Origin of the sequence: Paenibacillus radicibacter (genome assembly GCF_024721995.1) — a bacterium.
GTDB lineage: Bacteria > Bacillota > Bacilli > Paenibacillales > NBRC-103111 > Paenibacillus_AM > Paenibacillus_AM radicibacter.
Genome location: NZ_JANQBC010000002.1, coordinates 22085 through 37551, shown reverse-complemented (window position 1 = coordinate 37551; position 15467 = coordinate 22085). Strand labels below are relative to the sequence as shown.

The window sequence follows — 15467 nt, the reverse complement described above, 5'->3', positions numbered from 1 at the left end:
GATCTCAAAATTTAGCTAAATATTTAGAGTATTGAATGATTCGTCTGACCGATGGTCGAATTTTGTGATCATTCAGTGGTGAATTATCTTCTTTGGATGGTTTGGAGTTGACTTCGAGTAGCCATACACGACCGTTCGTATCAGCGGCAAGATCTACACCCAATTCGGCAAAATGACTCTGGATTTGATTCTCAATCCCTTTGGCAACATCAAGTGCACATTTACGAAGTCGTACTTTAACTAGAGATCGTTGTTGCGGGTTCAGATTGGACATCGACAGGGCACTCTCTACGTTGTGCAGAGTACCTCCTCTAGCGAGGTTGGAGACGAAAGTTTGGTTGCCAGCGATTCTCGCAACGATAGAGGTAATAGCCCAGATCCCTTTGGAATTACGCTGCACGAGTGCTCGAAAATCTACTGGACGTCCATTGACCGCGATTAGATCTACGCCTTGTTGAATTTGGTATGACGCAGACTTGAATTTACCTGACATGGCAGTGATCAGCTTAGCGAAGGTAGGATAGGTTTGTCTTCGCAGTCCGCCCATACTTACGGTATGGCAATGATAAGTGTTAGCGCCTTCGCGACGAACGCGAATAATTCCTTTTCCAAGAGAGCCCTTAATCGGTTTAAGAAACACAGAAGGATACTTGGCAAGCATCGTCTTAAGCATATTGGAATTGAGGAGCAAGTGCGATTCAGGTAAGGAATGGGTCAGTATGCCTTCATGCTTGAGTGCGTCAAACACTTCATTCTTATTGAGATACTTCTCGTTAAAAGTCTGTGTATCGTAGTTCAATTTGGAATCACGCATGAATTGCTGCACGGTCGTACTGCTCTCAATACTTCTAGATGTTAGACGATTGTAGATAATGTTTGGGATTGGAAAATGACTTTTCCGCCATTGATCTTCATGATATGTCCATCCACTTACATAAGGTTGATCCAAGTGAATATCGTCATGCGTAAAGAAGAACATGGAGGCACCATACAAGTTGCATGCTTCAGCAAATTCACGCCCAAATGAGCTGTTATTCCCTAATAAATTCTCAGGATCAGACGCTTTGATACGCCTAATAATGACACCAATTAACGGACCAATTGTAAGTGTATTGGAGCTTGGTCGATATACACACGATAATTGGGATCCGGACAACAAACCAAGATTGGATGCTAAATTAGGTTGCAAGCGTAAACCGTTCCACTTCGGAATACTTAGGATGTGAACAGTTGTCTGGGTATTCCCATATTGCAAAATGATGGAACCACGTGATGGTAATTTCAACTTACTTATCACTTGCGAGCCTATCGCCACCGTGGTTTCGCTAACCGTGCTGGTTTGTTGAACCGTTATCTTCACTTTCAATTTAGTCACTCGATGATCATCCTCTCCAGCAGCAGATGTCAGTCACGAACGGTTATTAACCAGTGTTCTTCATCATATGAACAAGATGATGGCTTGGTGCAAAAAATACAAGCTGGTTCCTATGTAACTTCTTACTTGAAAACTAAGGAGTAATGTGATTTTGATGCCCAGATTGGGAGCCAGCTGATGTCTGTCTCCATATAATGCTGTGAAGCAGATTATCGTGCGCAAGGTTGGTGGTATGGCGATGGAACGGATACGGATAGGTGTTGCAGGGATAGGGAATATGGGAATGAATCATTGTCGAGTGCTGGCATTAATGAATCAAGTGCATTTTGTAGGGGTGTTTGATACAGATGCAGTTCGATTGGAACAAATTGTAGATCAGTATCACGTACAGTCATTCGGTAGTTATGAGGAAATGTTGAAGCACACGGATGCAGTGGTGATTGCTGTTCCTACTTCTTATCATTATGAGTATGCTCGTCATGCGATAGAAATGGGTAAACATGTATTAATCGAAAAACCAATGACACTAACGCTTGAACAAGCACATCAGTTGGTGCAGTTATCCGAAGATTATCCGAATGTGAGGGTACAAGTTGGTCATATCGAGCAATTTAATCCTGTGATCGAAGCGATGCGCGAGGTCGTTACAAGTGGTCAAATCGTGTATATAGAAACTCGTCGTCTTGGAACACCACAAGTGAATTCGGATACAGATGTTATCTTGGATTTAATGATTCATGACATTGATATCGTACTGCATCTAGTTAGAAGTCCGCTGAAATCGATACAGGCTACGGGAACGGGAATGGATCATCGAGGAAGGTTAGAGGCGGCAGCGGCGCTACTGACTTTTGAAAGTGGTGTGTTTGCTGTGCTTGCCGCGAATCGCATCGCTCAAGAGAAAGTGAGAACTCTATCAATAACAGAGTTTAATCGATATATTCATGCCAATTATCTTGCACGAGAGTTATCCGTCTATAAGAAGATTAGCACCTCCTTACATGCAAAAAGCGCCTATCGTCAAGAGAGTGTAGTAGAAAAAATGTGGGTACCAAGCCAAGAACCGCTACGTGCGGAGTTGGAGCATTTCGTTCTATGTATCGGGCAAAATCAGAAGCCAAAAATTGGCGTGATGGAAGGTATGCAAGCAATGGAACTTGCCTATCGGATTCAATCTGTCATTCAAAATTAAATAGGAATGTTTGTCTGATTTTACAGTGATCCGGTTCTAGTACCCATACGAGATAACGCATTCCTCCATACAGTATAGAAAGCGAAATAGATAAGGAGGTAGCGTATGCCCAATTACAATGTATTCAGCCCCGATCCCAATCAATTGAAAACATTAATTTACGGTAGCAATGGAACAAATGCGACTGTGCTTAGTACAGACAGTGCTGGCCGATTAAATACCAACACAATAATTACAGCAGCAACGATTTCGGGTGGAACCATTAATTTGGTACAAACCGTAGGTGCGCTGTTAAATGGTACAGTTTCCGCAACAATTACTGGAGGAACGGTATCGGCTACAATCACTGGCGGTACGGTGTCTGCTACAATTGTTGGAGGAACGCTCAATGCTGTGCAAGGTGCTACAATCACGGCAGGAACAATAACTGCCGTACAAGGTGCAACAATTACTACAGGTACACTTGCAGCTGTGCAGTCAGCTACGATTGCGGGCGGTACAATTAATTTGGTGCAAACCGTAGGCGCCCTGCTTGCGGGTACTGTTAACGCCAATATTATTGGCGGTACAGTTGCGGTATCCTTCTCTGGCAGCACTTTAGATGTAAATGTACTAGGAGGAACATTAAATGCTGTTCTAGGTACGACAATTACCACGGGTACACTTTCAGCTGTGCAAGGTGCAACGATCACTGCAGGGACAATTACGGCCGTGCAAGGAGCGACAATTACAACAGGAACACTCGCTGCTGTACAATCGGCAACAATCGCAGGTGGTACATTGAACTTAGTACAGACCGTAGGTGCACTGCTTAATGGTACCGTATCTGCAACGATTACGGGTGGAACGGTCTCCGCTACGATCCTAGCAGGAACGTTAACAGCGGTACAAGGAGCGACGATCACTACAGGTACACTCGCCGCTGTTCAATCGGCAACAATCGCAGGTGGAACGCTGAACTTGGTGCAGACCGTTGGTGCACTCCTAAACGGTACCGTATCGGCAACGATTACAGGTGGAACAGTCTCAGCCACGATTACAGGTGGTACGGTATCAGCAACGATCCTAGCAGGAACGTTAACTGCCGTACAGGGTGCAACAATCACCACAGGAACACTCGCCGCTGTGCAATCGGCAACAATCGCAGGTGGAACATTAAACTTGGTGCAGACCGTCGGAGCACTGCTAAATGGTACTGTATCGGCAACCATTACAGGAGGAACAGTCTCAGCCACGATTACGGGAGGAACGGTATCAGCTACGATTCTAGCAGGAACAATCACAGCGGTACAAGGAGCGACAATCACCACAGGAACACTCGCCGCCGTGCAATCGGCGACAATCGCAGGTGGAACGCTAAACTTGGTGCAGACCGTCGGAGCACTGCTTAATGGTACGGTATCAGCAACGATTACCGGAGGAACAGTGTCGGCAACGATTACGGGAGGAACGGTATCGGCTACGATCCTAGCAGGAACGATTACAGCGGTACAAGGAGCGACAATCACCACAGGAACACTCGCCGCTGTGCAATCGGCAACAATAGCAGGCGGCACGTTAAACTTGGTGCAGACCGTTGGGGCATTATTAAATGGTACGGTATCTGCAACGATCACAGGTGGAACACTGAACTTGGTGCAGACTGTTGGAGCTTTATTAAATGGTACATTATCAGCAACAATCCTTGCGGGTACGGTAACTGCTGTGCAAGGAGCAACGATTACAGCAGGTACATTAACAACGATACAATTTGCAAGTTATACACAGTTTGCTGCGACGAATATTGCGGTTGCGAATGTATCATTTACGCCAGTTTCTTCGGCTTCTATTACGCAAACGACGAACGTTTATCGAGTCTACTCGTATTTCATTAATAACCGTGCAGGCGGCACTTCTGTTGACTTGGCGATTCAGATCAGTTCCGATGGTGTGAACTGGTTTACGGATCAGACTCAAACAGGGCTCACTCCAGGAACTACTGCTGTACTTGTGCCAGCTCGATTCGCAAGATATACACAACTTGCCTACCAAGTTTCAACGGGCGGAGCTGCGACAATCGACGTATATCTAGATACCCAAGTGTAACCTTGGCAAGCTAATAGCCATATTTTAAACAAGAAGATGGAAGTTTCTCTTCTTGTTTTTTTGTGGCCATAGATAAAGGAGGATGCACGAATGGATTGGTTTGTACCTGTTATTCTACAAAGGGATCATCCTTCGCAAGCTCAAGATATGCCTACATTTCAGGATTCAATTCTAGTTACTAATGATCCAGATTCTTGGCTCATGATGCAGCAGCAACTTCTAGGACGATCTTCAGATTGGGTAGTCGTCTTATTTGATAATGAAGCTTGTAATTCATCTCAAATTCACGAACTCATACAGATTGGATGCCGTACAGAACGATTGTGGCCGCTTGACGAATTTATGCAATTACAATCTGCTCTGGAGTGGATGCAAGTAAATGAGCGGATAAAGCATACGTATTTGGGGAAATCCATTTCATTTGCAAACCTCATTCAGAGTGGTGAACGAGAAATAGAGCAAGCTTTGGAATTCTCTGAACTGGCAATTGTCTGTGCGTTTATGCAGGAGCGACTAGAAGATGTGGAGTCTACCCTGCATAACGCAATGACAATAAAGCAAGATGATATGTCAATGTTGATGCTATCTACTTTATATGGCAGACAGTATCGGTATGCAGAGGCGCTTAACTGTACGAGGCAGATATTACAATCGGAAGTATTGCGTCTATCCTTCACGAGACTACCGACTTATCGGATCTGGGAGTTGCATGGGGTATGGTTAGCCCGCGAGGGGAAAATAGAAGAAGCATCGGCTGCTTTTCAACAGGCATTGCAAGCTAGATTGAAAGAAGAGGAAGCGGGAATACAAGGTTTACGGTTGAACTTTCTTCAAGTCTTGCAAACTTGGGTTGAAGAATTAACAAGTACAGATCTTGAGTTTCAAACACAGATGTGGACTGAAATCGAACAATATGTGCTCGCAATCATGCCATCTGGTCATCAAATGTATATGGAGCTGCGAGAATATGCGGGTGAACCCTATCTATTCGATAACTCCATTCTCTTAACAACTTCTATGCAATCAAACTTGCAGCATCTGCTTACTTTAATTGAACAGAATGCTCCATTCACACTTGCGGGTGGAACTTCGATGTCTGAGCTTCAAGTGATCATTATGATGGAATATGCGGTAAGTGAAGGATATATGAAGCTTGCAGAGCGGTTGCAGGGCCAAGTCGAAGATCCGAATGTTTATGCAAAAATATTATTTCAACGGGGTTATCTACTTCTAAGCGCAGATCTGCTCATTGCTGGCTTGCAAAATCAATCGTTAGATCTGCAATGCTATCGCTATCTCGGTGAGATCCTATACAAACGAGGCGTATATGAGGAAGCAGCATCTTTCTTCGGTTATTTGCATCTGCAACCACCTTATCAAGAGGATGCACAGGTGCATACGGCACTTATTTTGGCCAATATGAGACAAAGTGAAAAGCTGCTTGCTGATTCGTCTCAGCTATTTGCCACCTCCTTATTCTTGCAAGAAGAATTGGTGAAAGTGCGCAGTGCAATTAAACGCCTGGAGCAGACGGATGCCATGACGAAATGGTCGGCGAAAGAGAGGAAGCGATTCCATGTCCAAATCGAAGCATAAACCGCTGTTATCCCTATGTGTCATTACGAAGAATGAAGAAAAATTAATTAAGCGCTGCTTGTCCAGTGTTCAAGATGCCGCAGACGAATGTATTGTAGTCGATACAGGCTCGACAGATCGTACGGTGGAGTATGCGAAGCTATTAGGAGCACGTGTTTATCATAAAAAATGGCGGGATGACTTTGCATGGGCACGAAATCAAGCGATTGAGAAGGCGAATGGGAAATGGATTCTGATTCTGGATGCTGATGAAGCATTGATCGAAAATCAAGGGGCAGATTTACGCCGATATTTGGAAGAGAACGCAGATGCAGATGGCTTATTTCTACAAGTGGTCAGTCATTATGGGAATGAGAATAAGCTATTAGGTTCGATGGTCATGCCTTCGATTCGGATATTCCGCAATATCCCCAGTTATCGGTATAAGGGACGAATCCATGAGCAGATTGTGGCTCCGATCATAACGACGAATCCGCAGGCAAAGCTTATTTTTACTTCATACAAAGTGGATCATTATGGTTATGTGAATGAAGTGGTGACGGAGAAGGACAAGTCAGCTCGTAATATTGCTCTGCTCTTGAAGGAGCTTGAGGTTACAGCAGACGAACCCTTCCACCGATACAACTTAGCTGTAGAATATATTCGATTGGGGCAGTTAGAAGAAGCGCTAGTTGAACTAAGACGAAGTCGGACACTTATTGATCGCAGACCATGCAGCTATAGTCATATGGTATATAAACGGGAACTCGATGCACTTGAAGCGATGGGAAGATATAAGGAGGCACTTGAACTTAGTAGAGAAGCTATTGAAATACATCCAGATTTCCCTGATTTGTATGTATCACAAGCGACGATGTATCAGAGATTGCAGCAGGACCATAATGCAATAGATTCTTATAACCAAGCATTAGCAAATGGTGAAGCGCCATCTCAATACAATACAATTCACGGGATGGGTACTTATTTTCCAGCGTTCTTCTTGGGGAAGTTGTATGAAAGCCAAGGGAAAATAGATATGGCTATCCAGCACTACTTAATGGCACTTAATTTTAAAGCAGATTCGCTGCCTCCGTTCATTCGATTGATTCAATTGCTTGTCCGAACTTCACAGATCGGTGAGATTATTCCGCTGCTGCATCAGATGTTTCATGTCAAATCTTCACGAACCTGGTGGAGTATCGCCGTGTTGTTCTATAGTCTAGGGATGTATGAACAAGTCGTTCAAATCATAGAAGAGTATGAGATTCCAATAGAGAAGCTCGCGGATGGGGAGTCTTTACGCATTCGTTGCAAATTGTTATTAGAACAACCGGATCATCTTATCCATTGGCTAGAAGAACATCTTCCACTGGATGCGGCAAGCAGCAAGTATTATTTTTATGCGGCAATAAAGAGTAATGATGCTCATGCGGCGAGTCGATTCGCCCAAATGATGAAGGATCAGGAGATAGATGCGCTCATAGGGAATGTGTATGAATATGTATTATGGGATCAAGGCGCATTCTCCATATCACCTGAATTGACGGCTCATATCCAAGATCAGGTATGGAATGAATTGTCCTTCTTATACGGTCTAGCTGAGAGTGCAGGTCTACATGAATTACGTTCGAGAATTAAGGGTTACTGGAGAGAGGTGCTCAGACAAATCTCGGACCCGATTAGTTTCCTTCAAGGTCAACACATGCTTGTAAAAGCGCTGCATGTTCGAGTTCATCACTTGCTGCTTACGGCACCTCCGAATATGAAGTATCAGCATGTATGGGGGGAAATCAGTACGAAACTGATTACGTACGTGGACGATCTTACGGTTGGCGAAGTGCTGTAAAGAAACTTATCTGCTATTACTCTGTGCTTGGTAATACACGTTGCAGAGCGATTGGGTGGAGGTTTGAGTTGTTTTTAAGCAACAACGGGTATATTTGAGGAATCGCAGGGGGACGAGAACGACCGTTTCACCTGGATGAACCTGTACAGTAACGTCTTCTGCTGCATGCTTACAATCTGCACTCACTTGAATTTGTGCAATAATTTGAGCAAGGCCTTGATTCGTGACGGCATAGGAATACGTGGTTTGTAGGGAGGTATCTTGGTAGGGCAGGCGCGTCCATGTATCTAAGACAGGAATGTCATTGTAGCTGCGCTCCGTAAATGTAAGTTTGGGGCAGCATTTTTTCTTTTTCTTGTGGCATTTCTTTGTTGGTTTCTTGCAGGCAAGAAATTTAGGTTTAGCTGGAGCTTTGTGACTCGATATAGATAGGGATGGCAACTCATTAGGAGCGTGTGGAGTTGCTGTCGTCGATCTTATTAATCGATTCAAGTATACCGTCCGTGAGGGGTCAAACATTTGTCATCCATCCTCTCTATAGGTTCTCAAACAATATATGTAGGAAGCAAGCTAGATGGACACGGCACAAGCACAACCTCATTTGACATTGCGGAATCTTGATACTACAGTTAACATAAGCTTGTTTAGGAAAATTTGCTAAAGATGCTTATGAAAGGGTGGTGCTTTAGATGGTTCATGTATTGTTCGTATGTTTAGGTAACATTTGTCGTTCGCCAATGGCAGAGGCGGTATTCCGTCATAAAGTGTGGGAAGCGGGACTATTAGATTCGATTACGATTGATTCTGCAGGTACTGGAGATTGGCATCTCGGCGAAAAACCGCACCAAGGCACACGTGATATTTTACAAAAATACAAAATTGATGATAGCAATATGTTCGCCAGACAGGTCGTGTCGACAGACTTTAGTAAATTTGAATACATCGTTGCAATGGACGATTCGAATGTCGAGAATTTAAAAGGTTTCGTAGGCACAGAAGAGCCTCGATCCCAAGTGTTCAAGATGTTAGACTTTCTTCCAGAAGGTCAAGCGGGTAATGTTCCAGATCCTTATTTTACAGGTAACTTTGAAGAAGTGTATGAGATGATTAACACAAGCAGTGAGAATTTACTTGCACATATTCGTGCTGATCAGAACATCTAAATAAGGGTTAAGAAAAAGCCGGATTCTCTAGATTTATGAAGAGGATTACGGCTTTTTTGGCGTATGGATATCGATAGGTAGTGAGGTTGTTGTTCCGCTTTGAGGTATAGACCGATCGTAATTGTTTGTGATATACTCGCCCTATTGTTAACCTATGTTGTTGAAATTTGGTTAACAATTAAGAGGAGGACGAGTGATGACCCATACTTATGAAGAACTACTAGAGAAGAACCGCAAATACTTATGGAATCCTTTTACCCAAATGAAAACTTATCTAGCGGATGAACCGCTTATTATTGCTTCGGGTCAAGGTGTGAAGGTGACAGATGCTCGTGGAAAAGAGTACTACGATGCGAACGCCTCAGTATGGCTCAATCCGCATGGGCATAATCGGCAAGAGCTAAATGACGCGATTATTGAACAGCTTGGACAAATTGCACACTCTACGCTGCTTGGCAGCGCAAATATACCAGCATTACTGCTTGCAGAAAGATTGGTTCAAATCACACCGGAGCGATTGCAGAAGGTGTTCTACTCCGACAGCGGTGCGGCATCTGTTGAGATCGGACTCAAGATGGCTTATCAATACTGGAACAATAAAGGGCGGCCAGAGAAATGCACACTACTTACGATGAAAAATGCGTATCACGGTGATACGGTTGGTGCAGTTAGTGTGGGTGGAATTGATGGGTTTCACAAGACGTTCGAGAAATTGTTATTCCATACTGAGAAAGTATCATACCCCTATCCATATCGCTTTAATGGAACGGCTGAAGAGTGTGTGCAAGCATGTCTGACGGAACTTGAGCAGAAGCTTATCGAGAAAGCAGATCAGATTGCTGGGATGATCATTGAACCGATGGTACAAGGTGCTGGCGGGATGATCATGATGCCTGCTGGATTTCTTAAACAAGTGGAAGCACTATGCCGCAAGTATGATGTATTGATGCTTGTAGATGAAGTGGCAACAGGATTCGGACGCACAGGGAAGATGTTTGCATGTGAACATGACGGTGTGCAGCCTGACATTATGATGGTCGGCAAAAAGTTGACTGGTGGCTACTTGCCAGTTGCAGTGACACTTACTTCTGATGAGGTTTATGATGCTTTCTATGGTGAACACAGGGAACGTAAAACTTTCTACCATGGTCATTCTTATACAGGTAATCAGCTTGGATGTGCGGTTGCACTTGCGAGCTTGGATATTTACGAAAAAGATCAGACGGTTGCTCATGTACAGCGTATGAGCGAAGCGATAAAGCCTCTATTGCAAGAAATTGAAACGTTAGATCATGTTGGTGAAGTGAGACAGCTAGGTCTGATGATTGGAATTGAACTCGTAGCAGACAAAGCATCGCGTAGAATGTATGACTGGATGGAAGCAAGGGGAGCGAGCGTATGCCGTAGGGCAGTGGACCTTGGATTGTTAACAAGACCACTCGATGATGTCGTTACATTCATGCCTCCACTTGTTTCAACACAAGAAGAATTAACAGATATGCTTCGGATTCTTCGCCAAGCGATTCAAGAGGTGACGGAACCATGAGCAAGGGAAAGGGTAAGGGGATTTTTATAACGGGGACGGATACCGAAGTGGGTAAAACCGTTGTAACTGCAGGTCTAGCCTTGCTGCTTAAAGCGCGTGGCTACAAAGTTGCGGTCATTAAACCTGTTCAAAGTGGACATCTGGCTAATGATCCAAGTGGCGACGCAATGCGATTAAAGACGATGTCACTGTCGGAAGAGCTGATTGAAAATATCGTCGGGTATAGCTTCGAACAGCCACTTGCCCCAGTACTTGCTGCTGAGCGATCTGGTGTTGTGATTGATCCTGCAAGCTTACTGGACATGGTTAATCGGGCTTCAGTAGATCGCGATGTTGTGCTTGTTGAAGGGGCAGGCGGCTTTATGGTGCCGATGGGAGCGGATTGGACAATTGCAGATCTTGCGAAGCAGTTGAACTTTCCAGTTCTGATCGTAGCTAGACCTACGCTTGGTACCGTGAATCATACCGTGTTGACAGCGATGGCGATTCGTCAGAATGGACTTGAGCCGCTTGGGGTTGTTCTCAATAGTATTTCAAGCATCACGGTTAGTGGTGATGATGTTGTTTGTAATATTCGAATGATTGAAACCTATGGCGATTTAACGGTTATGGGATGGTTGCCTTATATAGGAACTGAGAGTAAAGCCACACCTGAGCAATTATTTGACGTAATCCATAAACAAGTGGATATAAGTCCGCTCATCGAATACATAACGAAAGGGAATGATAATTCATGACATTAATTAATGATCAAGCGGTTATAAATTGGAATGATTTTGCGACTAAAGCGCTAAATGGTGAGAAGCTTACGATGGAGGAAGGTTTAGCTGTTCTACGCGCAAGTGATAGGGAACTACTGCCGATTCTGCATGCGGCTTATCGTGTGCGTCATCATTACTACGGCAATAAAGTGAAGCTGAATATGATCTTGAATGTCAAAAGTGGCTTTTGCCCAGAGGATTGTGGTTACTGTTCTCAGTCGATTGTATCGGATGCACCTATTGAAAAGTACACGATGTTAAATAAAGAAGCCATTGTAGAAGGTGCGAAGGAAGCGGTAAACCGCAAGGCTGGAACTTATTGCATTGTAGCGAGTGGACGTGGTCCGACTGAGCGTGAATTAGGTGAAGTGTATGATGCGGTGAAGGAAATCAAAGACCAGTATCAATTGAAAATTTGTACGTGTCTTGGCATCTTGAAGGACGGACAGGCAGATAAGTTAAAAGAAGCGGGTGTAGATCGCTATAATCATAACTTGAACACAAGTGCGGATCATTTTAACAAAATTACGACGACACATACGTATGATGATCGTGTGAACACAGTTGAAGAAGTAAAAGTAGCAGGTATTTCCCCATGCTCTGGTTGTATTGTTGGAATGGGTGAGACACACGAGCAGTTAGTGGAGCTTGCGTATTCGCTGCGTGAATTGGATGCAGATTCGATTCCGGTTAATTTCTTGAACTCCATTAAAGGAACACCACTTGAGAACTTGAAAGAACTAACTCCTAGATACTGCTTGAAGGTATTAGCGCTGTTCCGCTTTATTTGTCCTGAAAAAGAAATTCGTGTCTCCGGTGGACGCGAGATCAACTTGGGTCATCTTCAAGCGTTGTCCCTTTACGCTGCTAACTCCTTGTTCGTAGGGGATTATTTGACAACAGAAGGACAGCAAGTAAGTACAGATCATCAAATGATTGCGGATTTAGGATTTGAGATTGAGGAAGTTTGTGTATGAGTCGAGTATGGGAACAATCGCTTCAAGAGGAGCTTGAAGGATTCCATAAGGCGGGCTTGCATCGAAAACTCACAGCCGTGGGTCAGGGTGCAAGCCCTTATCTCAATTGGCAGGGTCAGCGGATGCTTAATCTGTCATCGAACAATTACCTGGGATTAGCTGATCATCCGATGATCATCGAGGCGCAGATCGCAGCAGCGAGAGTTGGTGCTGGTTCAGGAGCTTCGCGTCTGGTCGTCGGGCATGATCTACGAGTACAAGAGTTGGAAGATGCAATTGCAACGTTTAAGCATACGGAAGCAGCACTCGTGATGGCAAGTGGGTACATGGCGAATCTTGGGGTATTATCTAGCATGCTTGGTTCTTCGGATGCCGTATTTAGTGATCGATTGAATCATGCCAGCATTGTGGATGGGATTCGACTAAGTGGAGCGAAGCATTATCGGTATCGACATAATGACATGAATCACTTGGAAACATTGCTGCGTAAGGCAGATGAACAAGGGATTCGGAAGAAACTAATCGTGACGGATACCGTGTTCAGCATGGATGGCGATGTAGCCAATCTGCATGAGATCGTGAAGTTGAAAGAAAAGTACGATGCAGCCTTGATGGTAGATGAGGCTCATGCAGGTGGGGTATTCGGTCCATGTGGGGAAGGAATGTGCGAAGAGGTTGGTGTAGCTGAGCATGTGGATATTCATATGGGTACGTTCAGTAAAGCATTCGGTAGTTATGGGGCTTATATTGCTGGAAAAAGAGTATGGATCGACTACCTCGTTAATACGTGTCGAAGTCTGATCTATACGACGGCATTGCCGCCAGCAGTAATTGGCGGTATTCAAGGCTCACTTACTTTAGTACAGGAAGCGAATACTTTACGCTCCAATTTACATGCCAAAAGCGACTATTTTCGCTCTGCGTTGCAAGTTAATGGTTTCGATACATGCGGTTCAACAACACCGATTATTCCCATCTTGATTGGTGATGAAGGTACTGCGCTCGCATTCAGCAAGAAGCTGGCGGAGCAACATATTAGAGCAGTCGCGATTCGACCGCCGACTGTCCCGTCGAATACGTCGCGCATTCGTTTTACAATCATGGCGAATCATGATCAAGCAGCGCTGGAACAAGCTGCAGAGAAGATCGTGTCTATCGGAAAAGAGTTGGGAGTTATTGGGCATGGATGAGTGGATGACACATAAACAAGGGAAGGGTCCGCTTGAGCAGGATATGGAGTTAGACTTAAGGTCAGGATCTGAAATGGACTTTGAAATGAAATCGGACTTGAGATCACAGTCGAAATCAGGAGTGTCGTCCCAATCGGAAATAGAGCCTTTATCCTTTCTGTGGTTGACAGGTTGGTCGATGCAGGCTGACGTTTGGGATGAACAGATTGCCAAATGGCCGCAATATAAACACGACAAAGTTGATTTTACACATTGTGATAGTAAGGAAGCATTACTTGAGATGGCAGAAGCAGCGCTAAAGTCCATAGCCTCAGCTTCAACAACCGTTGTTATCGTGGGCTGGTCGATGGGGGCAATGTTAGCACTAGAACTTGCAGTAATGTATCCGAATTTCATCCAATCCATGTTCCTTGTAGGTGCTTCAGGACAATTTATTCGCTCGATGCATACTCCGAATGGTGTTCATGAACGGATGCTCCGTCGGATGAGAGACCAACTTGTGGTAGATCGGGTAGCGCTACTTCGTGCTTTTGATATTAGCATGTTTGCAAAGTCGGAACTTGATCAGGGTCAAGAACTCAAGTGGTTGAAGCAGCGAGAAGATCAGCCACTTCCATCGTTACCATCGCTTGTGAGTGGACTCGATTACTTAGGACAGTTCAACATTTATGAGCAAGTAAGTCGCATCACGATGCCTATTCACATTCTAAATGGCAGTGAAGACACGATATGTTCAAGTTCAGGAGCGATGCAGCTGGCAGGGGTACTTTCCCAGGGTAACTGTTCAATATGGGAAGGGGTCGGACATGTTCCATTCCAGACCAACCCAACTCGATTTAACAATTGGATGCAGGAGCGATTACAACATGGATGCACATAAACAGCAAGTATCGAGACAATTTAATCGTGCTGTTAGCACGTATGATGCACATGCAGTTATTCAGACGAAAATGGCACATCAATTACTTGAAGGAATCGGTCCACTACAGGAGGATGTTCGCGTACTTGAGATCGGGTGTGGAACTGGAATTCTAACGCAGCTATTGATCGAACGTTATCCACATGCACAGCTTACAGCGATAGATATTGCAGCGGATATGGTGACTGCTACGCGAGCGAGATTAGGAGACAATGAATCGGTTCAATTTATCGTTGGTGATATTGAGCAGATTAACGAGCATGACCATGCGCCTTATGATTTGATTATCTCAAGTGCTGTCTTTCAATGGCTGCGAGCTCCACTTACAACACTTACTAAGCTTAATAATATGCTGACAGATGACGGCATTCTTGTTGCATCAACGTTCGGACCGCAAACTTTTCAAGAAATGCATGAAATATTTAACGAAGTGAAATTAGAGATGGGCTTAGCGCAAGCAAGTCATGGCTTGCCGATGGAGGCTGCGATAGCTTGGCTGGACTATTTTCAAAAAAGCGGGTTACGTAATGTGTCTGTAATGCAGAAGTTCGAACGCTTGATTTACCCGAACTGTCGTGCATTCCTGCAATCGATTAAGGCCGTAGGTGCGAGTTACAGTGAAGGTTCGTATCCGGTTCGGACAACGAAAGTATTGCTGCATGAAGTGATGAAGCGCTATGACGCGACGTTTGTTACTGAGAATGGTGTGTACGCAACGTATGAGACGATTGAAATTTATGGGAACAAATGTAAGGTAAGGGAAGCTGAAGTGTAAGAATGTTAATTGTGAGATAATTTAATCCCATTATGTATTCCAAAGTGCTACAATGGTGATTGT

The 15467-nt window shown here is 44.3% G+C and carries 13 protein-coding genes; 11 read left to right on the top strand and 2 right to left on the bottom strand.

Annotated elements, in window-relative coordinates; translation table 11 throughout:
* Positions 1-4: 4 nt before the first annotated feature.
* A complete protein-coding gene (locus tag NV379_RS05285) occupies positions 5-1375 on the bottom strand; it encodes a YheC/YheD family endospore coat-associated protein (protein ID WP_258206248.1) in 1371 nt (456 codons plus the stop codon).
* Between the two features lie 199 nt (positions 1376-1574).
* On the opposite strand from NV379_RS05285, the gene NV379_RS05280 reads away from it, so the two are divergent.
* The 4 genes from NV379_RS05280 (at position 1575) to NV379_RS05265 (ending at position 8073) form a co-directional block, all read left to right on the top strand.
* The gene (locus NV379_RS05280) at positions 1575-2567 is read left to right on the top strand and encodes a Gfo/Idh/MocA family protein (RefSeq protein WP_258206247.1); all 993 of its coding nucleotides are present in this window, start codon (positions 1575-1577) and stop codon (positions 2565-2567) included.
* 105 nt (positions 2568-2672) lie between these two features.
* A complete protein-coding gene (locus NV379_RS05275; protein WP_258206246.1) occupies positions 2673-4652 on the top strand; it encodes a beta strand repeat-containing protein in 1980 nt (659 codons plus the stop codon).
* A 90-nt stretch (positions 4653-4742) separates the two neighbouring features.
* Entirely contained in the window at positions 4743-6248 is a 1506-nt protein-coding gene (locus NV379_RS05270) for a hypothetical protein (protein ID WP_258206245.1), read from the top strand.
* Positions 6229-8073, top strand: coding sequence for a glycosyltransferase (locus NV379_RS05265; RefSeq protein ID WP_258206244.1), 1845 nt, complete (start codon positions 6229-6231; stop codon positions 8071-8073). The genes NV379_RS05270 and NV379_RS05265 overlap by 20 nt, the downstream gene beginning before the upstream one ends.
* A gap of 6 nt (positions 8074-8079) precedes the next feature.
* Here NV379_RS05265 and NV379_RS05260 read toward each other — a convergent pair whose 3' ends face one another.
* On the bottom strand, positions 8080-8592 hold the full coding sequence (locus tag NV379_RS05260) for a DUF6385 domain-containing protein (protein WP_258206243.1): 513 nt from the start codon (positions 8590-8592) through the stop codon (positions 8080-8082).
* A 170-nt stretch (positions 8593-8762) separates the two neighbouring features.
* Here NV379_RS05260 and NV379_RS05255 point away from each other — a divergent pair, with 170 nt between their 5' ends.
* From NV379_RS05255 to bioC, 7 genes are all read left to right on the top strand, one after another.
* Complete coding sequence (locus NV379_RS05255; protein WP_258206242.1) at positions 8763-9236, top strand: low molecular weight protein-tyrosine-phosphatase; 474 nt, start codon at positions 8763-8765, stop codon at positions 9234-9236.
* 196 nt (positions 9237-9432) lie between these two features.
* Complete coding sequence (bioA, locus tag NV379_RS05250; protein ID WP_258206241.1) at positions 9433-10782, top strand: adenosylmethionine--8-amino-7-oxononanoate transaminase; 1350 nt, start codon at positions 9433-9435, stop codon at positions 10780-10782.
* Positions 10779-11519 carry a dethiobiotin synthase gene (gene bioD, locus NV379_RS05245; RefSeq protein WP_258206240.1) on the top strand — a complete coding sequence of 247 codons (741 nt, stop codon included), beginning with the start codon at positions 10779-10781 and terminating at the stop codon, positions 11517-11519. The genes bioA and bioD overlap by 4 nt, the downstream gene beginning before the upstream one ends.
* Entirely contained in the window at positions 11516-12520 is a 1005-nt protein-coding gene (gene bioB / locus NV379_RS05240) for a biotin synthase BioB (protein ID WP_258206239.1), read from the top strand. Before bioD ends, bioB begins: the two co-directional genes overlap by 4 nt.
* Positions 12517-13710, top strand: coding sequence for an 8-amino-7-oxononanoate synthase (gene bioF / locus NV379_RS05235; protein WP_258206238.1), 1194 nt, complete (start codon positions 12517-12519; stop codon positions 13708-13710). The genes bioB and bioF overlap by 4 nt, the downstream gene beginning before the upstream one ends.
* Positions 13703-14590 (top strand): alpha/beta fold hydrolase, encoded by an 888-nt coding sequence (locus tag NV379_RS05230; RefSeq protein ID WP_258206237.1) that lies wholly within the window; start codon positions 13703-13705, stop codon positions 14588-14590. Before bioF ends, NV379_RS05230 begins: the two co-directional genes overlap by 8 nt.
* Positions 14577-15404: a malonyl-ACP O-methyltransferase BioC gene (bioC, locus tag NV379_RS05225; RefSeq protein WP_258206236.1), complete on the top strand. Its 828-nt coding sequence runs from the start codon at positions 14577-14579 to the stop codon at positions 15402-15404. The genes NV379_RS05230 and bioC overlap by 14 nt, the downstream gene beginning before the upstream one ends.
* Positions 15405-15467 lie beyond the last annotated feature (63 nt).